This window comes from Robiginitalea aestuariiviva, from assembly GCF_029537735.1.
In the GTDB taxonomy this organism is placed as follows: domain Bacteria; phylum Bacteroidota; class Bacteroidia; order Flavobacteriales; family Flavobacteriaceae; genus Robiginitalea; species Robiginitalea aestuariiviva.
Window position 1 is genome coordinate 1,201,128 of record NZ_JARPUQ010000001.1, and the last position, 25,515, is coordinate 1,226,642.

A 25,515-nucleotide genomic window follows, 5' to 3' on the forward strand; every position below is an offset into this window, starting at 1 on the left:
AACCATAGTCTATCCGATTTCGGAACCCCTGTCCCGGTTTGCGAAGTAGTTTCTAAGGGACCATGGCGAGTACCTGCGGCTTAGGCCAAGGGTTGGTCCCGGCGAACGCTTTTTATGGACGGGGGCTTCTGAAAGCCAACCCCGGGAAAATTTCCCGGGGTTTTTTTGTGTCCGTACTTTTGGGGCGTTGCCATCCGGCGTATATTTGCAGGGTCTCATAAGGGGTGCTCCGCGCAGCGGGGCTGAGATTATACCCGATGAACCTGGGCAGGTAATGCTGCCAAGGGAAATCCGGAAATGCAATCCGCTTCAGGCGGTAGCAGTCGGAACGAGCTGCCCGGGCCTTTGCCCGGCAACTTCACGACAAGGCGGTGCAGATGCCGCAAAACCGAGTTTAACCAGAATAATGGCCCCTTTTATTCGTAATGTATTTTACGAATGAAACGCATTTATTCCTTAGTAGCCATCGTTGGGCTGGCTACGCAATCCATGGCCCAGCAACAGGAGCAGGACACCGTCCTGCAGGATCAGATTAACCTGGACGAAGTTCTGGTTTCGGCGGTACGCGCCGGGCAGGACGCGCCGGTAACCTTCTCTAATTTAAAGGCCGAGCGTATTCGCAGCCGCAACCTGGGGCAGGACATCCCCATCCTGATGAATTTCCTGCCATCGGTAGTGACCACCTCGGATGCCGGGGCGGGTATAGGGTATACCGGTATCCGGGTGCGAGGCAGTGATGCCACCCGGGTGAACATCACCATAAACGGCATCCCCTATAACGATGCGGAATCCCAGGGGACCTTCTGGGTAAACATGCCGGATTTTGCTTCGTCTACGGAAAGCCTGCAATTGCAAAGGGGTGTGGGGACTTCCACCAACGGGGCCGGGGCCTTTGGGGCCAGCCTCAATTTGCTTACCGACGCCGTTGCACGCAAAGCCTATGCCGAAGTGGCGGGCTCTGCCGGCAGCTTTGGCACCCACAAGGCCACGCTGAAATTCAGCACAGGTGTTTTGGGCCAGGGGTTTGAGCTCAGCGGCCGCCTTTCGCGTATCGCCTCGGACGGCTACATTGACCGGGCATCCTCCGACCTGGATTCCTATTTCCTGCAAGGGGCGTATGTAGACAGCAACACCCTGGTGAAAGCCCTGCTCTTTGGAGGGCACGAGATTACCTATCAGTCGTGGTACGGGTTTGACCCTGCCGTGTTGGGCGCTATTGGGGTAGACGCCAGCCTGGAAACCAACCGCAGGTACAATGTGGCGGGCATCCAATTTGACGATGCCGGGAATTTTGAGGGGTTCTACGAGAACCAGGTAGACAACTACAAACAGGATCACTTCCAGCTGCACTGGAGCGAAAGCTGGAGCCCGGCCCTGCGTACCAACCTGGCCCTGCACTATACCCGGGGGAGGGGCTTTTTTGAGGAATACGTAGACGACTGGTATTACACCAATGTCTTTTTTGCCCCGGATGCCCAGCTGGATTTCCTGGGGCAGCCTGCCGTGGAGGTAGACGGGCAAACGCGGTCCTCCACCGATTACATCCGCCGCCGTTGGCTGGACAATGACTTCTACGGCACTGTATTTTCTGCGAGGTACCAGGCAGAGGAGCTGCAGGTAACCCTGGGCGGCGGCTGGAATACCTACCGCGGCGATCATTTCGGGGAAGTGCTCTGGGCCCGCTATGCCCCGGGCATTAACCGGGGGGACCGGTATTACCAGGACGATTCCCGCAAGGACGACGGCAACCTTTTCCTGAAGGCCGATTACCAATTCGGGGAGGCCTGGCGCGTATTTGCGGACCTGCAATACCGCGGGGTGCAGTACCAGGCCAATGGGGCGGAGACCGGCCTGGTAGACGACCGTTTTAACTTCTTTAACCCCAAGGCCGGGATTACCTACGGCCTGGGAGCAGGGCAGGACCTTTACTTTTCCTATGCCGTGGCCAACCGGGAGCCCAACCGGAACGACTACGAAAACGGGAACCCCCGGCCGGAACAGCTCCAGGATTTTGAACTGGGGTGGCGATGGACCAAACCCGGCACCAGCCTGCGGGTAAATGCCTATTACATGCGCTATAAGGATCAATTGGTGTTAACCGGAGAACTCAACGATGTAGGCGCTCCGCTGCGCGCCAATGTTGGGGATTCCTACCGTACAGGTATTGAGTTGGATGCGGCATTGCGGCTGGGTCCCAAATGGGAATGGCAACCCAACCTGGCTCTGAGTGTAAACCGCAATGTCGATTTCTTTTTCCGCCGGGACGGGGAACTGCGGGACCTCGGGAATACCGAAATAGCCTATTCTCCGGGTGTTGTAGGAGCCAGCAGGCTGGTATACCGGCCCTCGGAGGCCTGGCAAGTGGCCCTGCTCACCAAGTATGTGGGCGACCAGTACATGAGCAATATCGAGGCCGAGCGGTCTCGCCTGGATGCGTACTGGCAAACCGATGTAAACCTGCAATACGTCATTCCCGCATCCGGGCGTATGCCGGAAATTGCCCTGAACCTGCTGGTGAACAACCTCCTGGATGCCCAGTTCAGTTCCAATGGGTATTTCTATACCTATGACGACGATTTCAGCAACCCGGGCACCATTACCACCATTGAAGGGGTGGGGTACTATCCCCAGGCGGGCATACACTTCCTGGCCGGGGCTACCGTGCGGTTTTAATTGCTGAGGGTAAGGACACTGCCGGTGCGCACGGCACGGTATTCGAGCATATCGTAATACCGGGCTTCCCCGGATGGACGGTTCAGCAGCTGTCCGGTAAAGAGGCTGTATTCATAGTCTTCACAGCTACATCGGGCCACCTGCCCATCCACTTCCATGGTAGAACAGGAGTTGGGTGGGTGGTTCGGGCAGCTGGCTTCAAAGGCCCGGTAAACGTCAAACCCGGTGTTCATAACAACCACGCCCCGAATGCCCACTCCGGCCCCGCTCAGGTAAACGGGGTTACCCGTGGTGTTCAGGGGGCTGTACAGGGGCAGGTTCAGGTTCAGGTCGTACCGGAAACCCAATTCAGGCAGGTACGGGTTTCGGTTCACAGTATCCTGGGTGCACCCCAACGACATCAGTAGACCCATAAGGAGGAAGGACTTTCTTAACCCCTTCATAACGCACGGTTTTGGCACACAAAAATGTGTAAAATTTGTCTATCTTTGTTTTAAATCCTCTAAATAACCTGCTTTTAGCCGGGTATTACGGGGGATTTTCTATTTAGTAAACGTACAGATTATGAGTCAGGTATCCTACTATACGCCGGAAGGATTAAAGAAGTTGAAGGATGAGCTGAACCACCTCCGGGATGTGGAGCGGCCCAAGGCCTCCCAGGCCATTGCCGAGGCACGGGATAAAGGGGACCTTTCCGAGAATGCCGAATACGATGCGGCCAAGGAAGCCCAGGGCCTGCTGGAAATGAAAATCGCAAAGCTGGAGGAGTTGGTGTCCAATGCGCGCCTGATTGACGAATCCCAGCTGGATACCTCCAAGGTACTGGTGCTCTCTACCGTAACCCTGAAGAATACCAAGAATAACCAACAACTGACCTATACCCTGGTTGCCGAAAGCGAGGCAGACCTCAAGAGCGGGAAGATCTCGGTAACTTCACCGATCGGGAAAGGGTTGCTGGGCAAACAGGTGGGCGACATTGCCGAAATCCAGGTGCCCAACGGGACGCTGGCCTTCGAAATCCTCGACATAAAAAGGTAAGGTAACCCCGCCCAATTCAGGGGGAGGGTTGTTTTTTTCAATTAATATTTAGATATTTACCTAAATATATAAGTTTTTTGAACGCTCTTTTTAAAGCCCTTAGCGACCCCACCCGTCGGAAAATCCTGCAGCTGCTCAAGGCACAGGAGCTTACCGCAGGCGATATTGCCGGGCACTTTTCCATTTCCAAACCCAGTATTTCGCACCACCTGGACCTGTTAAAGCAAGCCGGCCTGGTTTCCGTACGCCGGGACGGCCAATACCTGTTTTACGCCATCAACACCTCCCTGCTCGAAGACCTCATGCAATGGGTCCTGGACCTTAAAAACGAACCATCATGAAAACGACCCTCCGAACCGAATTGCCCCTGCTGATTTTGGTGGCTGTGCCCTTTGTTTACCTCTGGTCCATTTGGGGCCAGTTGCCGGAATCCGTACCCCTGCACTGGAATGTAGAGGGGCAGGTAGACCGGTATGGATCCCGAAACGAGCTGCTGGTGATCCCGCTGGTCACCTCCCTGCTCATCTATGCGATCCTGTTGCTGGTACCCCTGATCGATCCCAAAAAGCGCATCCAGGAAATGGGTCCCAAATATACCCAGTTGCGGTATGCCCTGGTCACCTTTATGTCTGGCTTGGGGGTGGTTATTCTCTACATGGTACAACAGGAAGAAGGGCAGTCTCCCCGCCTGATTTTTGTGCTGGTGGGCCTGCTTTTTGCAGTCTTGGGGAATTACATGAAAACGGTCAAACCCAATTATTTTATCGGGATCCGTACTCCATGGACCCTGGAAAATCCGGAGGTTTGGGACAAGACCCATAACCTGGGCGGGAAGCTCTGGGTTGCCGGTGGCCTGCTGGTGGTTTTACTCTCTTTGCTTACCGAAGGCCGGCTGCATTTTTACCTCTTTATGGGGGTGGTGGCGGTGATTGCCGGCATCCCTATGGTGTATTCCTACCTCTTGTACCGGAAAGCGGGCTAGGCATCCCCGGGATGTGTATCTTTAAGGGGTAAAACCCAACGTCATGGCCAGTATATTCACGAAGATTATTAACGGGGACATCCCCTGCTACAAGGTTGCCGAGGATGCAGACCACTTTGCCTTTCTGGACATCAACCCCAATAGCCCCGGACATACGCTGTGCGTACCTAAACAGGAAACCGATAAGCTCACGGAACTGGACCCGGAGGCCTACGCGAACCTCATGGCCTTTGCGCGCCGGGTAGCCCTGGCGCTGGAGCAGAGCGTGGATTGCCTGCGCATTGGCTTTACGGTTATTGGCCTGGAGGTGCCGCACGTACATGTGCACCTGATCCCGCTCAACCGCATGGAGGATGCCACGTTCCAGAAAAAGGTGCAGCTCACCGAAGCGGAGTTTGAATCCCTGGCCGCCCGGATCCGGGGGCATCTCAGATAAGTCCGTTCAAGAGGGCATAGGCCACGGCCGCAACGGCCGCAACCCCCAGTAGCATCAGGATGTAGAATAGCGGTTTTAACCGGATGGTTGCCTTTTTGGGTTCCACCAGTTTCTCGTAGTACTCCACGCTGCGTTCAATGTCTTCGGTCCAGGAAACCGGATAAATCACATTATTGCAGGTATTGCAGCGCAATTCCCGGTGCACTTCCCCGAATACCCTGTGGATTAACCGCGTTACCCGGTGGCGCTGGCTGAACCGGAGGGTCATGTCCTGGTTAAAACATTCCGGGCAGTTGTTGCTCAGGGGGGCTTCGCGAATCACGACGTCTCTTTCTTTACTCATGGGGTCTCTTTCATGCGCAGGGTAATCTGCATAACTGTGCCCTCTTTCCCGGAGGTGAGGACCTTCACCCTGCCTTTGTGGTATTCTTCTACAATCCGACGCACCAGGGAGAGGCCCAGTCCCCAGCCCCGCTTTTTGGTGGTATAACCCGGATCGAAAATCCGGGTCCAGTGGTTCTTGGGGATACCTTGTCCGGTATCCGAGATCAATATTTTCACCCATGGCGTTTCTGCCACGATGTCTATGGCGATCTGGCCGCGGCCTTTCATGGCATCAATACCGTTGCGCACCAGATTCTCTATAGTCCAGTTGTACAGGGACCGGTTCAGGTCGACCATAATAGGCGCCTCCGGGGCCTGGAATCGGAATTGAATGAGTTTGGAACTTCGCAATTGCAGGTATTCCACAGCCTGTTGGGTTTCCGCTACAAGGTCGTGGGGTTCCAGACGGGGGAGGGAACCAATCTGCGAAAACCGCTCCGTAATGGTTTGCAACCGCCCGATATCTTTCTCAATTTCCCGGGTGATTTCCGGGTTCAGGGATTCTGCCTTCAGCAGTTCGTTCCACCCGAGCAGGGAGGTTAGGGGCGTCCCAATCTGGTGGGCCGTTTCCTTAGCCATCCCGGCCCATAATTTGTTCTGCTCTGAAGCCTTGTTGGTCTTAAAGAAAAAGAAGATGACCGCGCCGAAGAGGAAGATGATCAGCAACAACGCAATGGGGTAGTATTTCAGCTTGTTGAGCACTTCCGAATTGCCGTAGTACAGGGTGCCCAGGGTTTCCCCCTGATAGTCGATGCGGATGGGGGTGTTCTCCCCGCGGAAGGTGGCGATAAGTTCCTGGATCTCCTCCTGGTCCGTTACCGAGACCCCGGGCAGGTTGTTCACCTTGTAGGACCCATCCGCATTCACCAGGATCATGGGGGTGCTGTGGTTGGTCTGCAGCACCAGCAGGGTGAGGTTCCCCAGGTCCTGGTCTTCCGAACTGCGCAGCAGCTCGGACTGGGCCGTGGCCCAGATTTCCATTTTATAGCGTTCCTCCTCCTTGAACTTCCGGAAGAAGCTGTTGGTATTCCAAAGGATCAGGCTCACAATCGCAAATGCGGTGAGCAGCAAAAAGGCATTGGAGAATTTAGAAGGCGGATTCAGTCGCATACGCCAAAGGCTGGTCTTGCTAAGATAACTGAAAATGGACGGAAATGTTGTGGCAAACCCAGGGAGCGGGCCTCGCTTTCGCCCCTAAATTTGCTACCTTTGCGGGTATGGAAAAAAAGATGCTGACCCTCTTGCCGGGGGCGCTGGAAACCCGGAAATTGCACGGCTACCTGCTGGGTGCTGTAGGGCCCAGGCCTATTGCCCTGGCCAGTACGGTGGATGCCGACGGCAACCCCAACCTTTCCCCGTTCAGCTTTTTTAACGTATTCAGTTCCAACCCGCCAATATTGATCTTTTCCCCTTCCCGCCGGGTACGGGACAATACCGTAAAGGACACCCTGGAAAATGTGCGGCAGGTACCGGAAGTGGTAATCAATACGGTCTCTTATGGGATGGTGCAGCAAATGTCCCTTTCCAGTACGGAATACCCCAGGGGGGTGAATGAATTCAGGAAGGCCGGTTTTGGCATGCTGCCTTCACAGGAAGTGCGGCCCTGGCGCGTAGCAGGTGCCCCTGCCCAGTTTGAGTGCCGGGTAACCGAAATCAAACCCCTGGGCGATCAGGGGGGTGCCGGGAATCTCATATTTTGTGAGGTGGTGGCCCTGCACCTGGACCCTGAAGTACTCGGGGCCGACGGAATGCCGGACCCGGCCCTGCAGGACCTGGTTGCCCGTATGGGGGGCAATTGGTACAACCGCGCCTCTTCCGGGCTTTTCGAGGTCCCCAAGCCTTTGAGCCACCCGGGTATTGGGGTGGATGGTATTCCGCCCGAAATCCTGCACAGCAATGTCCTGACCGGAAACCACCTGGGCTTGCTGGGCAATGTAGATCGCCTTCCGGATCCTGAGGCAGTAGCTGCTTTTGTAGCCGAACGCATGGATGTGCGGGGTGTGCTGAGTTCGGGAGACAAGGAGCGCATTCATGAAAAGGCCCGGGAGTTTTTAGACGGGAATGATGTATCTTCCGCCTGGAAAACCCTGCTGGCGTCCACCGAGAACTAACCCCGGGACCGGGCATGCCCTTCCCGCATATATTCCTTTCAACACCTAAATATTATGACGCAAGATCCTATGGAAGTACAAGGAACTATCAAAAAGATCGAATCCACCAAAACCTTTGGCAACAACGGTTTCCGCAAACGCGAACTGGTCCTGACCACGGACGAGCAGTACCCCCAGTTTTTGCTGATTGAGTTTGTACAGGACAAAACCGACCTGCTGGATGCCTACCAGGTGGGGCAGCAGGTAAAAGTCAGCATCAACCTCAGGGGCCGGGAATGGACCAGCCCCCAGGGGGAAACCAAATACTTCAATTCCATCCAGGGGTGGCGTATTGAGGCTATGCAGGCAGCCCAGCCGGATGCAAACATGCCTCCCGTACCGCCCATGGAAGCCTTTGAACCTGCGGACGACCTCAAGGAAGAAGATTACGACGACCTGCCGTTCTAAGGTATCGGAGGTTTCTTTCCAGAGCCATTAACCCTCGCCCCATGGGACTGAGCAATACCTTGCTGGCCGGTTTTCGCCGTGTCCTGCCATCCCCCTTTGTCATCGCCCTGCTGTTGACCGGGCTTACCATGGCCCTTGCCTGGGGCTTTGGGGAGTACCCGGACCGCGCCGGCGCCTGGAAGCAGGTGTTGCGGGCCTGGGAAGGCGGGGTATGGAACCCGGGGTTGCTCGTTTTTGCCTACCAGATGATGCTGATCCTGGTGCTGGGGCATGTGGTGGTCCTGAGCCGGCCCATGGAACGGGTAATCGGCCGCATCACCGCCCTGGCACGGGATGGGGCCTCTGCTGCGCTGCTGGTCGCTTCGTCCACGGTGCTGGTGGCGTTCTTTAACTGGGGCCTGGCGCTGATCTTTGGCGCTATCCTGGCCCGCAAGGTGGGGGAACACGCCCAGCAACGCGGCATTGCCATCCATTACCCCCTGGTGGGTGCCTGCGGGTACCTGGGCTTGATGACCTACAACGGGGGCATCAGTTGTTCCGCCGCTATCAAGGCTTCGGAGCCCGGGCATATCACTACCCTGTTGCAGGGGGTGGTAGCCCCGGAAGCCCTGGCGGCCTATCCTGCCAGTATCCCAACCTCCCTTACGGTGTTCCATCCGTCTAACCTATGGACATTTGCCGCCTTGCTTATTGGGTTAAGCACCCTGGCCTGGTGGCTGGGAAAGCGAAGCCCGGGCCAGGCCCCCAGCTTAGCCGAAACTACACTGGGGCCGGTGGAGGAAGTGCCCCTGAAAGGCGCCGAACAGCTGGACAGGAACGCATGGGTGTCCAGGGTTTTTGCCGGGGTCATTTTTACGGCATTTTTCCTGCAATACTGGCCCCGCCTTACGCGCTTTGACCTGACCCCGGATATGCTGAATTTCTTTATGCTGGGCCTGGGAGTGCTGCTGCATGGCAGCATAGGCAATTTCCGCAGGGCTGTAGGGGCAGCCATAGGGGGAACGGCTGGTATTCTGATCCAATTCCCGCTGTATTTCGGGATCATGGGAATTATGGCAAACAGCGGCCTGATCCAGATGGTCTCCGATTTTTTTGTAGCCATCGGGACGGAAACCACCTTCCCGATTTACACCTTCATCAGTGCCGGGATTGTAAACCTGTTTATTCCCAGCGGCGGCGGGCAGTGGGCGGTACAGGGCCCAGTAATCCTGCAGGCTGCCATAGATTTGGGGGTGTCCCCTTCTAAAACCCTTATGGCCCTGGCTTACGGCGACCAGCTGACCAACATGATGCAGCCTTTCTGGGCCCTGCCCCTCCTGGGGATTACCGGTCTCAAAGCCCGGGAGATCCTTCCCTATACCCTCATCTTTATGCTTTTCGGAGTCGTGGCCTTTCTCGTGGGCTTGCTTTTTTGGTAACCGGGATGCTATCTTGGGGTTATTATGTCGGATACCCGCAGGCCCATACCATTTTTAACCGACGCCCTGGTATTCCCACCCGCCGAAACGGCTGGGGGAGAAGGCCTGGTGGCTGCCGGGGGCGACCTGAGGCCGGACCGCCTGCGGCTGGCATACCGCTCGGGCATATTCCCCTGGTTTAACGAAGACGCCCTGATATTGTGGTGGAGCCCGGACCCGAGAATGGTGTTGTTTCCGGGAGAGCTGCGGGTTTCGAAGAGTATGCGGCGCCTGCTGAATTCCGGGGTCTTTCAGGTGACCAAAAACCGGGATTTTGAGGCGGTAATCCGGGCCTGCGCCGCCGTTCCCAGGCCCGGGCAGGAGGGAACCTGGATTACGGAAGGGATGATTGCAGCTTACCTGGAACTCCATCGATCCGGGGATGCCGTTTCCTATGAGGTATGGGAGAACGACCGCCTGGTGGGCGGCTTATACGGGGTAGACCTGGGGCATGTTTTTTGCGGGGAAAGTATGTTTGCCCATGTTTCCAACGCCAGCAAGGCGGGCTTTATCCATATGGTACAGGACGTAGAAGCTGCGGGGTATGCCATGGTGGATTGCCAGGTATATACCCCCCATTTGGAAAGCCTGGGTGCCCGGGAAATTCCCCGGTCGGAATTCCTTCAGATCTTAAGGCAGGGCGCGGTGTCCTAGTAAAGGATTCGGTCGAAATTGGCAGGCAGGGATTCCCGGTACTCCAGGAATTCACCTTCCGCATTAAAAAGGTACTCCAACTGTACCCTTTGCCCCGTGGTGCGGGCCTCCAGTATCAGGTGATATCGGATTTCAGGGAGCAGCAGGTTCTGGAATGCAGCCCGCAAGGCAGGGGCTTCGGCCGGGAACTGGCTGCGGGGGTATTGTTGCAGGATGCGCCGGACGTTGTAGTGGGTATGCGTTCGGGAAAGGTAGGCCTGTATGGCCGCCCAGGTATCATCCGGAATGTCTACAGGCTGGATATAAACGCCAAGGGCCTGAAATTCCCCTGCGGACAGGAAAGCCGCCCGGTAAACCAACCGATCTTTCTTAAACCGCATCAGGTAACGCACCCGGTTTTGGTCTTTCTCCTTGTAATAGCGCAAACGGCGGGCATCTTCCAGGTAGGGTTTCAAAGTTTCCCGGGCCTGTTGCGGAAATTGTGCTTTTCGGATGCGGTAGGCGCGTTCGGAGGCTTCCTGGCTATACCCCTGTAACACCGTCAGGAAGAAAAGCAGGATCGGTAAATACCTACACTTCCCCATATCGAAAACAACGGGTTTCGTGGTCGTTTACCATGCCGGTGGCCTGCATATGGGCATACACCACGGTACTGCCCACAAATTTAAAGCCCCGCTGTTTGAGGTCCTTGCTGATGCGGTCCGAAAGGGGGGTGTTGGCCGGGGCCTGCCGGTAATCGGAAATTTGGTTGTGCAGGGTTTTACCGTCGGTAAACCCCCAATAGTACTGGCAAAAGGAGCCGAAAGTTTCCCGGATTTTCAGATAAGCCTGGGCATTGGTAACCGCAGCCCTTATCTTCAGGCGGTTGCGGATAATACCCGGGTTGCCCAACAGGGAAGCTATCTTAGCTTCGTCATAGCGGGCAACCCGGGTGTAATCAAAATCATCGAAGGCCTCACGGAAATGCGGCCTTTTCTTTAGAACCGTAATCCAGCTCAGACCTGCCTGAAAGGTTTCCAGGGTAAGGAATTCGAACATTTTAAGGTCGTCCCTTACTGGAACACCCCACTCGGTATCGTGGTAGGCCTCGTAGACGGGGTCCCCAAGGCACCATCCGCATCGGTGTTTCTCCATGCTTTAAAGGTAGCCTAAAGGGGCTTGCGGTCCAACTAATCCAGGGCGACCAGTTCTCCTGCTTCTATAGCCTCGGGCCAGTGGGCGGCTACAGTGCGGAAATTACGGAAGAATTTGGCGCCATCTTTCCGTTTCAGGATAACCACCTGGTTCCCGTTTTTCCGGCTGACGCGATCTACCACCACGGTAAGACCGTCTGTAGCGGCCATGTTGGCAATGCCGCCCCTTTTGATAATAAAGTTGGCTCTGGGGAACTGGATGTGCTGGTAGGTGCCTTCCGGCTTTTCGATGCGAAACTCGGCACCCTCCTGTACGGTAACGGCCTGGCTATAGGACAGCTGTCCAGCCAGCAAAACTGTCAATAATGTAAAAAAAACTCTTTTCATGGCTTCAAAATATTAAAATGACAATATGCGGTAGTCAATATTACAAATATAAGAAAATACCAGAGGATTATAATCATATTACTATCGTTAAATAATAGTTAAACACACATAAAATGATAGTAATACTATTAAATTTGCGAAAATTCCTATCATGGAAAGATTGATTCGCAACCTGAAAATCACCATCAACCCCAAGGTGTATGTGAAAGACCCGGAGTCTTCCGACCTTGGCAAGCGCCTGGTGGAACAGGGTATCGCCCTGATCGACCAGCAGGGGTTTGAACACTTTACCTTTAAAAAACTCGGGGATCTGGTGGGCTCTAACGAGAGTTCGGTATACCGATACTTCGAGAACAAGCATAAATTTCTGCTCTATCTGTCCTGCTGGTACTGGGGGTGGATGGAGTACCGGCTGGTGCTGAACACCCTGGGGGCGTCCGACCCGGAAGATCGACTAAACAAAGCCCTGGAAATCCTGACCCAGCCCGTTGAGTTGGATATGGCTTTTGCCCATGTGGATGAGGTAGCCCTGAACCGGATTATGGTGAATGAGCACGCCAAACCTTTTTTGACCAAGGCCGTAGATCGGGAAAACAAGGAAGGATATTTCGAACCGTACAAAAGGTTGGTGGAACGCTTTGCGGAAATGATCGGGGAGGTGAATGGGGATTACCCGTTTGCCCGTAGCCTGGCCAGTACGGTGCTGGAGGGTTCCCTCCACCAGCATTTCCTGGAGAACCACCTCCCATCCCTGACCAATTGCAAACAACCTGGCTCCATAACCCACTTTTTCAGAGGCCTCGTAACCTCAGTTCTTAATTCCAGTGAATATGTCTAAACCCATACTTACATCCTGGCAGCGATTGATGGGGCTGCTGAGCCTGGAGAAAAAGGACCTGGCACAGATATTCTATTATGCCATTTTTGCCGGGTTGGTAAACCTTTCCCTGCCCTTGGGGATACAGGCCATCATCAACCTGATCCAGGGGGCCCAGGTAAGCACATCCTGGATTGTCCTGGTGATCCTGGTGACCCTTGGGGTAGCCTTTGTGGGGATCCTGCAACTCATGCAGATCCGCATCATCGAAAACCTGCAGCAAAAGATTTTTACCCGCTCGTCCTTTGAGTTTGCCTACCGCTTCCCAAAGATCAAAATGAGCGCGTTAACCCGGTTTTACCCGCCGGAGTTGGCCAACCGGTTCTTCGACACCCTCACGGTACAGAAGTCCCTGTCCAAAATCCTGGTGGATTTTCCAGCGGCCCTGTTGCAGATCGTTTTCGGCTTGCTGCTGCTTTCCTTTTACCACCCTTTCTTTATCCTGTACGGACTGTTGCTGTTGTTGCTGATTTACGTGGTCTTCAAATACACGGCCCAGCGCGGCCTGGATACCAGCCTTCAGGAGTCCAAATACAAGTACAAGGTAGCCCACTGGATACAGGAAGTAGCGCGGTCCATTATCAGTTTCAAACTTTCCGGGAAAACCTCCCACGCCGTGAACAAGAACGATGCCCTGGTGACCTCCTACCTGGAAGCCCGGGAGAGCCACTTCCGCATCCTGGTGATCCAGTTTATCCAGATGATCGGGTTTAAGGTACTCGTTACCGCCGGGCTGCTCCTTATCGGGGGGCTTTTGGTACTCAACCAGGAGATGAACATCGGGCAATTTGTGGCCGCCGAAATCATCATCCTTCTGGTCATAAGCTCAGTGGAGAAATTGATCCTGGGTCTGGAGACCTTTTACGACCTACTCACTTCCCTGGAAAAGCTCGGGCAGGTGGTAGATAAGGAACTCGAACCCATGGGCGGGGAACGCCCCTTTGCCGAAGGCGAAGGCTTCCGGGTGGAGGTGCGCGACCTCCACTACCGCGTACCAAGCGGGGAAAAGACCATCCTCAATGGGGTAAACCTCACCATGACGCCCCAGTGCAGCGTATTGCTGAAAGGGCCGTCGGGATCCGGAAAATCTACCCTGCTGAGATTAATAGCGGGCATCCTGGAACCGGACGCCGGGCAGATCTTTGTGAACGACATTTCCCTGAAAGGAGTGCAGCTGAATTATTACCGGTCCCACCTGGGCAAATCCATGCCGGAGGAATCCCCCTTTGAGGGGACCATTTTGGACAACCTCACCTTTGGGGATGCCACCATCCCCATGGAGCGCATATACTGGGCTTTGGAGAAGACCAAACTGCTCCAGTTTGTAAAGGAACAGCCCCAGGGACTCAATACGATCCTGTACCCGGAAGGCCGGCAGATTCCCTTTACCATAGGAAAAAAGCTGGTCCTTGCGCGGAGCATCCTGCGCAACCCCAAATTGTTGCTGCTGAAGGACCCGCTGGACAATTTTGACCCCTCCGAGGCTTCTGAGGTTATGGATTTCCTGACGGACCCCGCCAATGGGTGGGCCCTGCTGGTGGTGAGCGAGAACGAGCGCTGGGCTTCGCGTTGCGGCCGGGTGGTGTATATGGAGGATGGTAGAATCTTAAACGAAAGAAAAGATGCTTAACATATCGCCCAACAAATTGAACGATAAGGTGGACCTGAGCCGTTTTGAGGCGGCCCGCCGGGTGTTCCACCGTAGGCACTACAAGCATTTTAACCGCTTTTTGCTGGCGTTTGCGGGCATTGGGGTGGTAGTGCTGTTCCTGCCCTGGACCCAGAATATCAGCGGGGAAGGCTACCTCACTACCCTGCGGCCAGACCAGCGGCCGCAGACCGTGCAGTCACCCATCCCCGGCCGGATCGAAAAATGGTACGTGCGGGAAGGGGACCTGGTGCAGGCCGGGGATACCATCCTGTTTATGTCCGAGGTAAAAAACGAATACTTCGACCCCAGGCTTATTGAGCGCACCGGGCAGCAGATACAGGCCAAGAACATGGCCGTGTCTTCCTACCAGGAGAAGGGCCGGGCCCTTGAGGCGCAGGTTGGCGCCCTGGCCACGGAGCGCCGGTTAAAACTGGAACAGGCCCGAAACAAGCTGCTGCAGGCCCGCCTGAAGGTGGAAAGCGACAGCCTGGACCTGGAGGCCGCCCGAACCCAGATCACTATTGCGGAGCGGCAGTACGAGCGTACGTCCACCCTGCAGGAGGAAGGCCTTAAGGCTGTTACGGACGTGGAGGAGAAGCGGATGAAATTGCAGGAGTCCCGGGCCAAGCTGATCTCACAGCAAAACAAGCTGCTGGCCAGCCGCAACGAGGTACTGAATGCCGAAATGGAGATCGGCCGGGTGGAAGCCGAGTATACGGACAAGATATCCAAGGCCCGCAGCGATCTGTTTACCGCCCGTTCGGCCCAGTTCGATTCGGAGGCCCAGGTGACCAAACTGGAAAACGAGTACGCCAACTACGAGCGACGGAGCGAACTCTATTACGTGCGCGCGCCTCAGACGGGCTATGTAAACAAGGCCCTGCGAGCCGGGATTGGCGAAACCTTTAAGGAGGGCGACCAGCTGGTGAGCATTATGCCATCCGAATACGACATGGCCGTGGAGACCTTTGTAGACCCGATAGATCTGCCCCTGGTTCACCTGGGGGAAAAGGTGCGGATCCAGTTTGACGGCTGGCCCGCCATCATCTTTAGCGGCTGGCCCAACGTTTCCTACGGGACCTACGGGGGGGAAGTCGTGGCTATTGAGACCTTTATCAGCCCCAATGGGAAATATCGCATCCTGCTGGCCCCGGACCCGGAAGACCACTCCTGGCCCAAGGACCTGCGGGTAGGCTCGGGCGCCAATACCATTGCACTGCTGGAAGACGTCCCTATCTGGTTTGAGCTCTGGCGGAAACTCAATGGTTTCCCGCCGAATTACTATAACCCCGTCGAGGGTGGAAAAACCGCTTCAAAGTAACGCTATGCGCAATACGCTGTTGGTCTTTTTGCTGGCGCTCTGCGGGCCTGTACTCCGGGCCCAGCCGCAGGATAGTATTACCCTGGGGTTTGCAGAGTACCTGGCCTATGTGAAGCAATTCCACCCCGTGGCCAAACAGGCCAACCTGGTCCTGAGTTTGGGTGAGGCCAACCTGTTGCGTTCCCGTGGCGGGTTCGACCCGAAACTGGAGGTGGATTACGACCGGAAGCAATTCAAGGGGACCGAATATTACGACCGCCTGAATGCCGCCTTTAAGATCCCGACCTGGTACGGGGTGGAATTCAAAGGGCAGTTTGAACAGAATGAAGGGGATTTCCTGAGTCCGGACCAGGTAGTCCCGACCGATGGTCTGTACAGTGCCGGGGTTAGCGTTTCGGTAGGCCGCGGCCTGTGGATTAATGAGCGGATGGCTACCCTGCGGAAGGCGCGGCTGTATGCCCGCCAGAGCCGCGCAGAGCGGGACCTGCAGGTTAACCAGGTGTTGTACGATGCCTCCCTGGCTTATTTCGATTGGTTGCAGGCATATAAAGACCTGCTGGTGTACGAGCAATTCCGGGCCAATGCAATTCTGCGGTTTCGGGGCATACGGGAAAGCGCCCTGGCCGGCGACCGCGCAGCCATAGATACGGTGGAAGCCCGCATTGCGGTCCAGAATCGGGAACTGGGCCTGGAGCAGGCACGGGTGCGGTACCTGCAGGCCTCCCTGGATTTGTCCAATTTCCTTTGGATGCAGGATAACACCCCGGTAGAGTTACAGGAAGGGGTAACCCCGGACCCGGATCCTGCACCTGCAGTAGCCGAGGCCCTGGGCATCCGGGACTGGATTATGGACAGCCTGGCCCTGGAGGCCCACCCCAAGCTCCGGGCCCTGGAGTTCAAGATTGAAGGCCTGCGGGTAGACCAGCGGCTGAAAACCAACGAGCTGTTGCCCCAGATTGACCTGGAATACAATTTCCTGACCCAGACCCCCGAGGTCATCCGTTCCTTTGAAACCCAGCAGTACAAGGGTGGGGTTACTTTTCGGATGCCCTTGTTTCTGCGCAAGGAGCGGGGGGCGCTCAAAATGGCGCGCTTCAAGTTGCAGGATGCCCAGTTTGAACGGGACAACGCCCGCCTGAGCATTCGCAACAAGGTGCTGGGCACTTTTGGCGCCCTGCAATCCTTTGACCGGCAAAATGCCCTGATTGCTGGGATGGTATCGGATTATGCCCGTATGCTGCAGGCCGAGGAGCGCAAGTTTAGTTTTGGGGAGAGCTCTTTGTTCCTGGTCAATTCCCGGGAGCGGAGCCTGATCGATACGCGGCTTAAGTCCAATGCAGTGCAAAACAAATACCTGCAGACCCAGGCCAAACTCTTCCAGGTACTGGGGATCAACCCCACAGAAATTGCGCCTCCCGGTACCCGGTAGGCCCTGAGGTTGGCGGATGTAAGGTTTGGATTCCCGGGGCTACTAAGCCCGGGTGTATAGAGAAAGGAGCACCAAAAGATGCCTATGAGCCAGAAAGACCTGATACAACATGCCCTGGAGGGCGCCATGGATTACCCTACCTACAGGGATACCGTTGCCGCCCAGGCCCGGGAGGGGAGGACTTCGGGCCCCGAGCAGACCGAATCCCTGATCCACTATACGAAACTGAACCACCAGCGGATGAAACGCTGGGACCGTACCTTCCGCCTGGGCGAAGACCTCAAAGTAGCCCTGGACCAGGGGGTGGAGGCTATTTGGCTGGTGTTTACGGAAACCTGGTGCGGGGATGCTGCGCCCATACTTCCCATTATGGAAGCACTGGCCAGTTACTGCCCGGGCCTCTCCCTGAAAATCGCCTACCGGGACCAGCACCTGGAACTTATGGAGCACTATCGCACTGATGGCGCTCTGGCCATACCAAAACTCCTGGTATTGAACCGTGAAGGCACGGAGGTAACGGAAAGCTGGGGGCCCCGGCCCGAACCCCTGATGGACCAGGTTCGCGCCTTTAAGGCAGCACACGGGAAGCTCACTCCGGAATTCCGGGAATCCCTGCAACGGTGGTACAATAAGGACAAGGGTCAGGCAGCGGCGGCCGAGCTGGCGGCCTTACTTACTTTGAAAGATGTAGGTAATGGTGCCCTTTTGTAATGCTTTGGCATCCGGGTTAAACCGGGCTTTCAGGGCGTAGGCAATGGCATTTTCGACCAGGCATCCATTGGAAGTGCCTGAGCTTTTCGCATTGAAACTCGCATCGGTAACGCGTCCGCCGGCATCCACTTCGATATTGATGACCACCTTTCCTCCCTCTATACACGTGTAAATGGGCGGGGGCAGGTCATAGGCATTGCGCTCCACCAGCGAATAGGAAATGGAGGTGCGCCGGTCTTTCAAGAGGTTGGTGTATTCCTTTTTCTCGGCTTCCTTGGCATCCAGCTTTTCCTGCATTTCGGCCCGTTTCTGGGTGAGTTCCCGCAATTGTTCCTCATAGGCCCCGTCTTCGCCCGGGCTTTCGTTGGGGTTTTCTGCCCCGGAGGCTTCCCGCTCCTGCAGGATTTCTTCCAGGGTTTTCAAGGGTTCGGGGTCCCCGAACTGGGGCTTAACCGTTTCATTGAGGGCCATGTGGGACTTGATGGGTTCGGAAGCGTCGGCCAGTTGTTCCTCCAGCTCCTGCAGTTCCGGTAAATCTGCCTCGTCCAGGCTCATCTCGATGACGTATTCCTCTTCCACCTGGGCGCCCAGATGGATGTTGAATAGCGTCAGCACCACAATGCCCAGGGTGCATCCGGTGATGATCATGGATAAGTGACTTCGGGTCAGATTCATAGTGCTATAACCCCCAAATTACGGTTTTAGTATAAATTTCAGGACCCACGGGGTTTGTCCTTCAGGGCTTAAAGCGAAAAGCCCGCTTCGCGGAAGCGCGCCTTAAAGGCATCCGGGGTTACTGCATTATCTACGGAATAAGACCCTATTTTGGTTCTTTTCAGGGCAGAAAGGTAGGCCCCGCACCCCAGTTCCTGCCCCAGGTCGTGGGCCAGGGAACGGATGTAGGTGCCCTTGCTGCAATCTGCCGTAAAGCGCACCTCAGGCCAGTCAATCCCGGTAATTTCCAGGCGGGTAATGGTTACGGTGCGTTCCGGCACCTCTACCTCCTTGCCTTTCCGGGCATATTCGTAAAGGCGTTTTCCATCTTTTTTGATGGCCGAAAAGACCGGGGGGCGTTGGCGGATGGTACCCGTGAAGCGCGCAGCTGCCGCCTCCAGGTCGGCCGGGGTAAGGCCTTCCCAGCTACCTGAGGGTTCGGGCTCGGTTTCCAGGTCGAAGGAAGGGGTGGTATGGCCCAGCACCAGGGCGCCTTCGTACGTCTTGGGCATGCCCTGTAAATCTGCAATGGTCTTGGTGGCCTTCCCGGTACAAATCAGCAAAAGTCCGGTGGCCAGGGGGTCCAGGGTCCCGGCGTGTCCCACCTTGATTTTCTTGAGGTCAAAGGCCCTGCGCAGGGTCCACTTCACCGCATTGAGGGCCTGGAAGCTGGACCAGCCATAGGGCTTGTCCACCAACAGGACTTGTCCTTCCAGAAATGCGTCACGGGAAAGTTCCAAAACGATAGGGGTTAAGGGTGCAGCCAGGTGCCGGCAAGAATGGCTACAAGGCCCACCACCAGGCAATATACGGCAAAATAGGTGAGTTTACTGTTGCGTACCAGCCGGATCATCCAGGTGCAGGCCAGCAGCCCTGCCACAAAGGCCGCCAGGAACCCGGCGCCCATCACCGCCATATTTTCGCTACCCAGTTTCAGCTCTCCGCTTAAAAGGTCTTTTGCGATTTTCCCGAGGATCAGGGGTACCACCATCAGGAAGGAAAAACGGGCTGCTTTGCGCTTGTCCACCCCCAGCAAGACGGAGGTGGCAATGGTGGCGCCGCTGCGGGAGATCCCCGGCAGCATAGCGATGGCCTGGGCCCCGCCAATGATCAGCGAATCCAGGAATGAGACTTTTCTGTGGGTGTTGCGCGCCCGGTCTGCCAGAAACAGCAGGGCTGCGGTGCCCAGCAGCATGGCGCCTACAAAGACGATATTCCCGCCGAAGAATTGTTCCAGTTCGGCTTCAAAAAACAGGCCGATAAGAGCTGCAGGGACCATGGAAATCACAATCTTCAGGGAAAACCGGGTTTCTTCGTTGTTCTTGAAGCGCAGCAGGCCTGACAGGATTTCCCAGACGTCGCGCCGGAAGACCACCAGGGTACTCAGGGCCGTGGCAAAATGCAGGACCACAGTGAACAGGAGGCTTTCTTCGGGAACAGAGGTGTCTCCCAAAAGGGCCTTTCCCAGTTCCAGGTGGCCGCTGGAAGAGACCGGTAAGAATTCGGTGAGCCCCTGGATGATGCCCAGCAGGATGGCGTCGATCAGTTCCAATTAGCGCGATTTCTTACCCGGGGAGGCCAGGATGGCGTAAACTTCGATGCCCAGCCCGATCAGGACCAGGGCAGGGGCCAGGCGGATCCGGCGAAAACTGTAGATGTCCGGGTTAAAGACAGCGGGGTCATCGCTGCCGCCCCCGGCCATCAGGATATACCCCAGGGCAATAAAGACAAGCCCCACAAACATAAAGAGGTAATTGCGTTTCTGGAAGACGAATTCCCGTTTGCTTTTGGCGGGGCCGCCCTGTTGTTTTTTCTTGCTCATAGGTCAAAGGTAAGGATTTTGAAGGCTCCCCGGATTAGTAATACAAGTCGTCCGTGCGGAGGTTCAAAAAGCGTTGAGTGGCAAAAAAAGTGCTGATACCGGCAATGATCACCCCCAGAACCAGGACGCCGGCAAAAAGCCCGCCCATGGTAATGGGGTCTTCCATAAGGCCCAGGTCAGGGAAATTCAGGTCCAGGTAGACCAGCAAACCGTACAGGGCGCCCAGGGCCAGGATTGCCCCCAGCAGGCCCAGCTTGATGTTGGTCCAGATAAACGGCCTTCGGATAAAGGATTTGGTAGCCCCCACCATTTGCATGGTTTTGATGATAAACCGCTTGGAGTAAATAGACAGGCGAATGGAACTGTTGATCAGCAACACCGCAATAAGGGTAAAGACCGCGGAAGCGATCAGGATGCCCAGGCCCACCCGTTGCACGTTCTCGGTGAGCAGGGCAATGGTGGGGCGGTCGTAGCTCACTTCCTCCACAAAATCCGTGGCCTGCAGGGTTGAGGCAATGGAATCGATTTGTACGGGGGAAACGAAGGCGGCCTTCAGTTGCAGGTCGATGGAATTTTTAAGCGGGTTGTAGCCCAGGAAATCCATAAAGTTTTCCCCGATCTCCTCGCTGTGCAGTTCGGCGGCGGCTTCCTTGGAAACATAGGTGGCGTTTTTGGTAAAGTCTTCCATCACCAGGCGTTTTTGCAACTGGTCTATTTCTACCTGCTTGGCGGTATCCTTGAAAAAGACGGAGAGGGTTACCTGCTCTTTGAAGTGGTCTGCCAGCTTTTTGGTGTTCAGCACCAACAGCCCCAGGACACCAAGGAGTAACAACACCAATGCAATACTCAGGGTAACTGAAAAATAGGAGGAAATCAGTTTCCGTTTCTGGTAGCGCTCGAAGGATTTACTCATGGTGGCATTCAGGCAAGTGGAGTTCCGGTGTAAAAATAGGAAAGTAAATGGATTCCGTTTATTTTTGCCCCGTTAAATGCCCCGGGATTCTCCTTTGGGGCGCGTACCCAGCAGACATGTTTTACGACCACAAGGAAATTGAAGCCAAATGGCAAAAATATTGGGCGGATCGCCAAACCTTTAAAGCGGAATGGCCATCGGAAAAACCCAAGTTCTACGCCCTTACCATGTTCCCGTATCCCTCCGGGGCGGGGTTGCATGTGGGGCACCCGCTGGGGTACATTGCCTGTGATATCTACGCCCGGTTCAAACGCCACCAGGGCTTTAACGTGCTGCAGCCCATGGGGTACGATTCCTTCGGGTTGCCGGCCGAGCAGTATGCCATACAGACCGGGCAGCACCCGGCCCTGACCACCGAGGTCAATATTAACCGGTACCGGGAGCAGCTGGATGCCCTGGGCTTTTCCTACGACTGGAGTCGGGAAGTGCGCACCTCCCGCCCGGCCTACTACAAATGGACGCAGTGGATCTTTATGCAGCTGTTCGACTCCTGGTACAACCGGGAAACGGACCGGGCCGAACCCATTTCCACCCTTGTTGCCCGGTTTGAAGCCGGAGGCAACCAGGGTCTGGATGCGGCCTGTGATGCAGACACCCCGATATTTACAGCTACACAATGGAATGCCTATACCGCGGCCGAACGCCAGCGGATGCTGCTGCGCTACCGCCTTACCTACCTGGCGGAGGCCGAGGTGAACTGGTGCCCTGAACTGGGCACGGTCCTGGCCAACGACGAGGTGGTAAACGGGGTCTCCGAGCGCGGAGGCTTCCCGGTAGTGCGCAAAAAAATGACCCAGTGGAGCATGCGGATCACCGCCTATGCCCAGCGCCTGCTGGACGGGCTGGACCGCATAGACTGGCCCCAGCCCCTGAAGGATGCGCAGACCAATTGGATCGGTCGCTCCGTGGGGGCTTCCGTGGTGTTTAAAACCCAGCCCACAGCCCATCAGCCCGATACCTTCGATATTGAGGTCTTTACCACCCGCCCGGATACCATCTTCGGGGTGAGTTTTATGACCCTGGCCCCGGAGCATGAACTGGTGGAAAAAATCACCACGCCCGAACAGGCCCGTGCCGTACAGGATTATGTGGCAGCCAGCGCCCGTCGCTCCGAACGGGAGCGTATGGCCGATGTTAAAACTGTTTCCGGTGTCTTTACCGGGGCTTATGCGGCCCATCCCCTTACCGGGGAACCCGTGCCAGTTTGGATCGGGGACTATGTGCTTGCTGGCTACGGAACGGGGGCGGTTATGGCCGTGCCTTGCGGGGACCAGCGCGATTTTGATTTTGCCCGTCACTTTGGCATCCCCATCCCGAACATCTTTGAAGGGGTGTCTGTAGAGGAGGAGGCCTATGAGGACAAACAAAATGCTGTAATCGCCAACTCCGGTTTTATCAGCGGCCTGGGGCAGAAGGAAGCGGCGCGGCAGGTAATCGCAGCCCTGGAAGAAAAGGGCTTGGGCCGGGGTACCATCAACTACCGCTTGCGCGATGCGGTCTTCAGCCGCCAGCGCTACTGGGGGGAACCCTTCCCGGTGTATTATGATGCAGAGGGCTTGCCCCACCTGCTTCCGGAGCATTGCCTGCCCCTGGAATTGCCGGAGGTGGAGAAATACCTGCCCACGGAAACCGGGGAACCACCCCTGGGGAACGCCACCCGTTGGGCCTGGGACGCCCAGGCAGAGGCCGTTACCGACAATGCCCGGATTGACCATAAAACCGTCTTCCCGCTGGAACTCAATACCATGCCGGGCTGGGCAGGCAGTTCCCAGTACTTTAACCGCTACATGGACCCGCGCAACGACCAGGCCCTGGTTTCCCCGGAAGCCATTGGGTACTGGAAGGACGTGGACGTTTACATCGGGGGCAGCGAACATGCCACAGGCCACCTGTTGTATTCCCGCTTCTGGCAGAAATTCATGTTTGACCGGGGATGGGTGCCTGTGGACGAATACGCCCAAAAGCTGATCAACCAGGGAATGATTTTGGGGACCAGTGCGTTTATCCACCGCCGAAGCGGCACACAGACCTACCTGAGTAGCGGCCTGGCCAAAGGCGAACAGACCGAGCCCATTCGCGTGGACGCCAACCTGGTAAATGCTTCCAACGAGCTGGATACCGAAGCCCTGCGCTCCTGGCAACCCCAGTACGCCGAAGCCGAATTCCTGTCCGAGAATGGGGTTTTCAAGGTAGATCGGGAAGTGGAGAAAATGTCCAAATCCAAATACAACGTGGTGAACCCGGACCAGATCTGCGAGGAGTACGGGGCAGACGCCCTCAGGCTCTACGAGATGTTCCTTGGGCCGCTCGAGCAGTCCAAGCCCTGGAACACGGCCGGCCTGAGCGGGGTGTACAGTTTCCTCAAGAAACTCTGGCGACTCTACCACCAGGGCCCGGACCGCAGCTTTGAGGTGCTGGACGGGGAGCCTTCTGCCGAGAGCCTGAAAACCCTGCACAAGACCATTAAAAAGGTAACGGAAGACATCCAGGAGTTTTCCTTTAACACATCGGTATCTTCCTTTATGATCTGCGTGAACGAACTCACGGCCCAGAACTGCCGCGAACGGGCTGTGCTGGAACCCCTGGCCGTCCTGATTGAGCCCTATGCCCCCCATATGGCCGAGGAGCTCTGGCAGAAACTCGGGCACCAGGATTCCATAGCCCGGGCGCCTTACCCGGCCTTTAACCCGGATTTCCTGGTGGAAAGCACCAAGGAATACCCGATTTCCTTCAATGGGAAGCTGCGGTTTACCATGGAACTCCCCCTGGATTTGAGTAAGGACGAGCTGGAAGCCCGTGTCATGGCCGATGCCCGCACCCAGGAACAATTGCAGGGCCGAACTCCCAAAAAGGTGATTGTGGTGCCCGGGCGTATTGTCAATATTGTCGGCTAGGGTAAGCCAGCCACACCGCATTTGTATCAAAGGGGGCTCAGGCCCCCTTTTTTGTGAAGAATATTGTTGAAAAAAGAATAAAAACAAAGTATACCCCCTAAAAAATAGGGGGTATACTTGTATATATTTAATAATTCATCGACATACCCCCTACTTTTAACGAGTATAATACCAAAAAGTATTACTTTCGACCAATTTTACACCAACCGCTAAACAAAAACATCATGGTAATCGGTATTCCAAAGGAAATCAAGAACAATGAAAGCCGCGTGGGGATGACCCCGGCGGGCGTATTTGAACTCGTACAAAAAGGCCATACGGTACATGTACAATCCGGGGCCGGCGTTGGCAGTGGGTTCCAGGATATAGATTATAAGGCTGTGGGGGCGCACATTCTGGATACCATTGGGCAGGTGTATACCCTGAGCGATATGATCGTGAAGGTAAAGGAGCCCATTGCAGAGGAATACCACCTGGTGCAGAAGGGGCAGGTAATCTTTACCTATTTTCATTTTGCTTCCAGTGAGGAACTGACCCAGGCCATGATCGACCGCAAGGGGGTTTGCATTGCCTACGAAACCGTTGAGGATGAAGATGGCAGCCTGCCCCTGCTGACCCCTATGAGCGAGGTGGCCGGGCGCATGGCCATCCAACAGGGGGCCAAATACCTGGAAAAGCCCAAAAAGGGCAAGGGGGTGCTGCTGGGCGGGGTGCCTGGCGTGCCGCCCGGTAAGGTGCTGGTCCTGGGCGCGGGTACCGTGGGGATACAGGCGGCCAAAATGGCAGCGGGCCTGGGGGCCCACGTAACCATCATGGATGTAAACATGAAACGCCTTCGGTACGTGAATGACGTGATGCCCAACCACGTGGTAACCGAATATTCCAACGAATACAACCTGCGCAAGCACCTGCAAACCCACGATCTCGTAGTAGGTGGGGTACTGCTCAAAGGCGCGCGCGCCCCCAAGCTGATCCGCCTGGATATGCTCAAACTCATGCACCCGGGTGCCGTGATTGTAGATGTGGCGGTAGACCAGGGCGGCTGTGTGGAAACCTCCCGGCCCACTACCCACGAAGACCCCATCTTTATTGTGGACGACGTGGTGCACTATTGCGTGGCCAACATGCCCGGGGCTGTTCCCTATACGTCCACCCTGGCCCTGACCAATGTGACCCTGCCCTACGTGCTGGCATTGGCCGAAAAGGGCTGGGAGCGCGCCTGTGCAGAAGATGCCTCCCTGCAGAAAGGCCTGAACATCGTTAAGGGGGAAGTCGTATACCCGGAAATTGCCGAGGCCTTTGATTTATCCGAACTCGCAACCATCTGACAAGGGGCTGCCAGTTTTTCCGCTCTTTTCCGCAAAAATGAGATCCGGCTGGTATGGCCGGATTTTTGCTATAATTCCCGTACATTTAATTCA

Annotated in this window: 27 protein-coding genes; 16 read left to right on the forward strand and 11 right to left on the reverse strand. The window is 55.9% G+C overall.

Going from position 1 to position 25,515, the window contains the following annotated elements; all coding sequences use genetic code 11:
• Positions 1–438: 438 nt before the first annotated feature.
• On the forward strand, positions 439–2,673 hold the full coding sequence (locus OZ410_RS05340; RefSeq protein WP_277706886.1) for a TonB-dependent receptor: 2,235 nt from the start codon (positions 439–441) through the stop codon (positions 2,671–2,673).
• Here OZ410_RS05340 and OZ410_RS05345 read toward each other — a convergent pair.
• Complete coding sequence (locus OZ410_RS05345) at positions 2,670–3,116, reverse strand: Rieske (2Fe-2S) protein (RefSeq protein WP_277706887.1); 447 nt, start codon at positions 3,114–3,116, stop codon at positions 2,670–2,672. The two genes, OZ410_RS05340 and OZ410_RS05345, sit on opposite strands and share 4 nt — an antisense overlap.
• A 121-nt stretch (positions 3,117–3,237) precedes the next feature.
• Here OZ410_RS05345 and greA point away from each other — a divergent pair, with 121 nt between their 5' ends.
• The 4 genes from greA (at position 3,238) to OZ410_RS05365 (ending at position 5,129) form a co-directional block, all read left to right on the forward strand.
• A complete protein-coding gene (gene greA / locus OZ410_RS05350) occupies positions 3,238–3,711 on the forward strand; it encodes a transcription elongation factor GreA (RefSeq protein ID WP_277706888.1) in 474 nt (157 codons plus the stop codon).
• A gap of 77 nt (positions 3,712–3,788) precedes the next feature.
• The gene (locus OZ410_RS05355; protein WP_277706889.1) at positions 3,789–4,052 is read left to right on the forward strand and encodes an autorepressor SdpR family transcription factor; all 264 of its coding nucleotides are present in this window, start codon (positions 3,789–3,791) and stop codon (positions 4,050–4,052) included.
• Complete coding sequence (locus tag OZ410_RS05360; RefSeq protein WP_277706890.1) at positions 4,049–4,693, forward strand: SdpI family protein; 645 nt, start codon at positions 4,049–4,051, stop codon at positions 4,691–4,693. Before OZ410_RS05355 ends, OZ410_RS05360 begins: the two co-directional genes overlap by 4 nt.
• Positions 4,694–4,736: 43 nt before the next feature.
• Positions 4,737–5,129: an HIT family protein gene (locus OZ410_RS05365; RefSeq protein ID WP_277706891.1), complete on the forward strand. Its 393-nt coding sequence runs from the start codon at positions 4,737–4,739 to the stop codon at positions 5,127–5,129.
• Here the strand turns inward: OZ410_RS05365 and OZ410_RS05370 are convergent.
• Together OZ410_RS05370 and OZ410_RS05375 are read right to left on the reverse strand one after the other, a co-directional pair.
• Positions 5,122–5,472 (reverse strand): hypothetical protein, encoded by a 351-nt coding sequence (locus OZ410_RS05370; RefSeq protein WP_277706892.1) that lies wholly within the window; start codon positions 5,470–5,472, stop codon positions 5,122–5,124. The two genes, OZ410_RS05365 and OZ410_RS05370, sit on opposite strands and share 8 nt — an antisense overlap.
• Complete coding sequence (locus OZ410_RS05375) at positions 5,469–6,623, reverse strand: sensor histidine kinase (protein ID WP_277706893.1); 1,155 nt, start codon at positions 6,621–6,623, stop codon at positions 5,469–5,471. Before OZ410_RS05375 ends, OZ410_RS05370 begins: the two co-directional genes overlap by 4 nt.
• A gap of 107 nt (positions 6,624–6,730) precedes the next feature.
• Between OZ410_RS05375 and OZ410_RS05380 the strand changes: the two genes are divergently transcribed.
• From OZ410_RS05380 to aat, 4 genes are all read left to right on the forward strand, one after another.
• Entirely contained in the window at positions 6,731–7,624 is an 894-nt protein-coding gene (locus OZ410_RS05380; protein ID WP_277706894.1) for a flavin reductase family protein, read from the forward strand.
• 69 nt (positions 7,625–7,693) lie between these two features.
• Positions 7,694–8,071 carry a DUF3127 domain-containing protein gene (locus OZ410_RS05385; protein WP_277707174.1) on the forward strand — a complete coding sequence of 126 codons (378 nt, stop codon included), beginning with the start codon at positions 7,694–7,696 and terminating at the stop codon, positions 8,069–8,071.
• Positions 8,072–8,112: 41 nt separating this feature from the next.
• On the forward strand, positions 8,113–9,489 hold the full coding sequence (locus OZ410_RS05390) for a short-chain fatty acid transporter (RefSeq protein ID WP_277706895.1): 1,377 nt from the start codon (positions 8,113–8,115) through the stop codon (positions 9,487–9,489).
• A gap of 24 nt (positions 9,490–9,513) precedes the next feature.
• The gene (gene aat / locus OZ410_RS05395) at positions 9,514–10,182 is read left to right on the forward strand and encodes a leucyl/phenylalanyl-tRNA--protein transferase (RefSeq protein ID WP_277706896.1); all 669 of its coding nucleotides are present in this window, start codon (positions 9,514–9,516) and stop codon (positions 10,180–10,182) included.
• Here aat and OZ410_RS05400 read toward each other — a convergent pair.
• Genes OZ410_RS05400 through OZ410_RS05410 form a run of 3 tightly spaced genes read right to left on the reverse strand, consistent with a single transcriptional unit; the run spans position 10,179 to position 11,702 of the window.
• Positions 10,179–10,766, reverse strand: a complete 588-nt coding sequence (locus tag OZ410_RS05400; RefSeq protein WP_277706897.1) for a hypothetical protein — start codon at positions 10,764–10,766, stop codon at positions 10,179–10,181. The two genes, aat and OZ410_RS05400, sit on opposite strands and share 4 nt — an antisense overlap.
• Complete coding sequence (locus tag OZ410_RS05405) at positions 10,753–11,316, reverse strand: DNA-3-methyladenine glycosylase I (protein ID WP_277706898.1); 564 nt, start codon at positions 11,314–11,316, stop codon at positions 10,753–10,755. The genes OZ410_RS05400 and OZ410_RS05405 overlap by 14 nt, the downstream gene beginning before the upstream one ends.
• 35 nt (positions 11,317–11,351) lie before the next feature.
• Positions 11,352–11,702, reverse strand: coding sequence for a hypothetical protein (locus tag OZ410_RS05410; protein ID WP_277706899.1), 351 nt, complete (start codon positions 11,700–11,702; stop codon positions 11,352–11,354).
• Between the two features lie 151 nt (positions 11,703–11,853).
• Here OZ410_RS05410 and OZ410_RS05415 point away from each other — a divergent pair, with 151 nt between their 5' ends.
• The 5 genes from OZ410_RS05415 (at position 11,854) to OZ410_RS05435 (ending at position 17,691) form a co-directional block, all read left to right on the forward strand.
• A complete protein-coding gene (locus tag OZ410_RS05415) occupies positions 11,854–12,540 on the forward strand; it encodes a TetR/AcrR family transcriptional regulator (protein WP_277706900.1) in 687 nt (228 codons plus the stop codon).
• Positions 12,533–14,209 (forward strand): peptidase domain-containing ABC transporter, encoded by a 1,677-nt coding sequence (locus OZ410_RS05420; RefSeq protein ID WP_277706901.1) that lies wholly within the window; start codon positions 12,533–12,535, stop codon positions 14,207–14,209. Before OZ410_RS05415 ends, OZ410_RS05420 begins: the two co-directional genes overlap by 8 nt.
• On the forward strand, positions 14,202–15,551 hold the full coding sequence (locus tag OZ410_RS05425) for an HlyD family secretion protein (RefSeq protein WP_277706902.1): 1,350 nt from the start codon (positions 14,202–14,204) through the stop codon (positions 15,549–15,551). The genes OZ410_RS05420 and OZ410_RS05425 overlap by 8 nt, the downstream gene beginning before the upstream one ends.
• Positions 15,552–15,555: 4 nt before the next feature.
• Positions 15,556–16,980 (forward strand): TolC family protein, encoded by a 1,425-nt coding sequence (locus OZ410_RS05430; RefSeq protein WP_277706903.1) that lies wholly within the window; start codon positions 15,556–15,558, stop codon positions 16,978–16,980.
• 84 nt (positions 16,981–17,064) lie between these two features.
• Positions 17,065–17,691, forward strand: coding sequence for a thioredoxin family protein (locus OZ410_RS05435; protein WP_277706904.1), 627 nt, complete (start codon positions 17,065–17,067; stop codon positions 17,689–17,691).
• On the opposite strand, the gene OZ410_RS05440 is transcribed toward OZ410_RS05435, so the two are convergent.
• The 5 genes from OZ410_RS05440 to OZ410_RS05460 all read right to left on the reverse strand — a co-directional run bounded on the left by OZ410_RS05440 (position 17,650) and on the right by OZ410_RS05460 (position 21,140).
• A complete protein-coding gene (locus OZ410_RS05440; RefSeq protein ID WP_277706905.1) occupies positions 17,650–18,339 on the reverse strand; it encodes an energy transducer TonB family protein in 690 nt (229 codons plus the stop codon). The two genes, OZ410_RS05435 and OZ410_RS05440, sit on opposite strands and share 42 nt — an antisense overlap.
• A 95-nt stretch (positions 18,340–18,434) precedes the next feature.
• Positions 18,435–19,145: a tRNA pseudouridine(55) synthase TruB gene (gene truB / locus OZ410_RS05445; protein WP_277706906.1), complete on the reverse strand. Its 711-nt coding sequence runs from the start codon at positions 19,143–19,145 to the stop codon at positions 18,435–18,437.
• Between the two features lie 11 nt (positions 19,146–19,156).
• Positions 19,157–19,957, reverse strand: a complete 801-nt coding sequence (locus OZ410_RS05450; RefSeq protein WP_277706907.1) for an undecaprenyl-diphosphate phosphatase — start codon at positions 19,955–19,957, stop codon at positions 19,157–19,159.
• A complete protein-coding gene (locus OZ410_RS05455; RefSeq protein WP_277706908.1) occupies positions 19,958–20,227 on the reverse strand; it encodes a DUF3098 domain-containing protein in 270 nt (89 codons plus the stop codon).
• Positions 20,228–20,261: 34 nt separating this feature from the next.
• Entirely contained in the window at positions 20,262–21,140 is an 879-nt protein-coding gene (locus OZ410_RS05460; protein WP_277706909.1) for a cell division protein FtsX, read from the reverse strand.
• Between the two features lie 116 nt (positions 21,141–21,256).
• Between OZ410_RS05460 and leuS the strand changes: the two genes are divergently transcribed.
• The gene (leuS, locus tag OZ410_RS05465; protein ID WP_277706910.1) at positions 21,257–24,094 is read left to right on the forward strand and encodes a leucine--tRNA ligase; all 2,838 of its coding nucleotides are present in this window, start codon (positions 21,257–21,259) and stop codon (positions 24,092–24,094) included.
• Between the two features lie 224 nt (positions 24,095–24,318).
• The gene (gene ald / locus OZ410_RS05470) at positions 24,319–25,422 is read left to right on the forward strand and encodes an alanine dehydrogenase (RefSeq protein ID WP_277706911.1); all 1,104 of its coding nucleotides are present in this window, start codon (positions 24,319–24,321) and stop codon (positions 25,420–25,422) included.
• Positions 25,423–25,515: the final 93 nt, after the last annotated feature.

Excerpts from the sequence above, each read along its gene's own strand:
- OZ410_RS05340 (WP_277706886.1), top strand. The coding sequence starts at position 439 with ATGAAACGCATTTATTCCTTAGTAGCCATCGTTGGGCTGGCTACGCAA.
- OZ410_RS05345 (WP_277706887.1), bottom strand. The coding sequence starts at position 3,116 with ATGAAGGGGTTAAGAAAGTCCTTCCTCCTTATGGGTCTACTGATGTCG.
- greA (WP_277706888.1), top strand. The coding sequence starts at position 3,238 with ATGAGTCAGGTATCCTACTATACGCCGGAAGGATTAAAGAAGTTGAAG.
- OZ410_RS05360 (WP_277706890.1), top strand. The coding sequence starts at position 4,049 with ATGAAAACGACCCTCCGAACCGAATTGCCCCTGCTGATTTTGGTGGCT.
- OZ410_RS05365 (WP_277706891.1), top strand. The coding sequence starts at position 4,737 with ATGGCCAGTATATTCACGAAGATTATTAACGGGGACATCCCCTGCTAC.
- OZ410_RS05370 (WP_277706892.1), bottom strand. The coding sequence starts at position 5,472 with ATGAGTAAAGAAAGAGACGTCGTGATTCGCGAAGCCCCCCTGAGCAAC.
- OZ410_RS05375 (WP_277706893.1), bottom strand. The coding sequence starts at position 6,623 with ATGCGACTGAATCCGCCTTCTAAATTCTCCAATGCCTTTTTGCTGCTC.
- OZ410_RS05380 (WP_277706894.1), top strand. The coding sequence starts at position 6,731 with ATGGAAAAAAAGATGCTGACCCTCTTGCCGGGGGCGCTGGAAACCCGG.
- OZ410_RS05385 (WP_277707174.1), top strand. The coding sequence starts at position 7,694 with ATGGAAGTACAAGGAACTATCAAAAAGATCGAATCCACCAAAACCTTT.
- OZ410_RS05390 (WP_277706895.1), top strand. The coding sequence starts at position 8,113 with ATGGGACTGAGCAATACCTTGCTGGCCGGTTTTCGCCGTGTCCTGCCA.
- aat (WP_277706896.1), top strand. The coding sequence starts at position 9,514 with ATGTCGGATACCCGCAGGCCCATACCATTTTTAACCGACGCCCTGGTA.
- OZ410_RS05400 (WP_277706897.1), bottom strand. The coding sequence starts at position 10,766 with ATGGGGAAGTGTAGGTATTTACCGATCCTGCTTTTCTTCCTGACGGTG.
- OZ410_RS05405 (WP_277706898.1), bottom strand. The coding sequence starts at position 11,316 with ATGGAGAAACACCGATGCGGATGGTGCCTTGGGGACCCCGTCTACGAG.
- OZ410_RS05410 (WP_277706899.1), bottom strand. The coding sequence starts at position 11,702 with ATGAAAAGAGTTTTTTTTACATTATTGACAGTTTTGCTGGCTGGACAG.
- OZ410_RS05415 (WP_277706900.1), top strand. The coding sequence starts at position 11,854 with ATGGAAAGATTGATTCGCAACCTGAAAATCACCATCAACCCCAAGGTG.
- OZ410_RS05420 (WP_277706901.1), top strand. The coding sequence starts at position 12,533 with ATGTCTAAACCCATACTTACATCCTGGCAGCGATTGATGGGGCTGCTG.
- OZ410_RS05425 (WP_277706902.1), top strand. The coding sequence starts at position 14,202 with ATGCTTAACATATCGCCCAACAAATTGAACGATAAGGTGGACCTGAGC.
- OZ410_RS05430 (WP_277706903.1), top strand. The coding sequence starts at position 15,556 with ATGCGCAATACGCTGTTGGTCTTTTTGCTGGCGCTCTGCGGGCCTGTA.
- OZ410_RS05435 (WP_277706904.1), top strand. The coding sequence starts at position 17,065 with ATGAGCCAGAAAGACCTGATACAACATGCCCTGGAGGGCGCCATGGAT.
- OZ410_RS05440 (WP_277706905.1), bottom strand. The coding sequence starts at position 18,339 with ATGATCATCACCGGATGCACCCTGGGCATTGTGGTGCTGACGCTATTC.
- OZ410_RS05455 (WP_277706908.1), bottom strand. The coding sequence starts at position 20,227 with ATGAGCAAGAAAAAACAACAGGGCGGCCCCGCCAAAAGCAAACGGGAA.
- OZ410_RS05460 (WP_277706909.1), bottom strand. The coding sequence starts at position 21,140 with ATGAGTAAATCCTTCGAGCGCTACCAGAAACGGAAACTGATTTCCTCC.
- leuS (WP_277706910.1), top strand. The coding sequence starts at position 21,257 with ATGTTTTACGACCACAAGGAAATTGAAGCCAAATGGCAAAAATATTGG.
- ald (WP_277706911.1), top strand. The coding sequence starts at position 24,319 with ATGGTAATCGGTATTCCAAAGGAAATCAAGAACAATGAAAGCCGCGTG.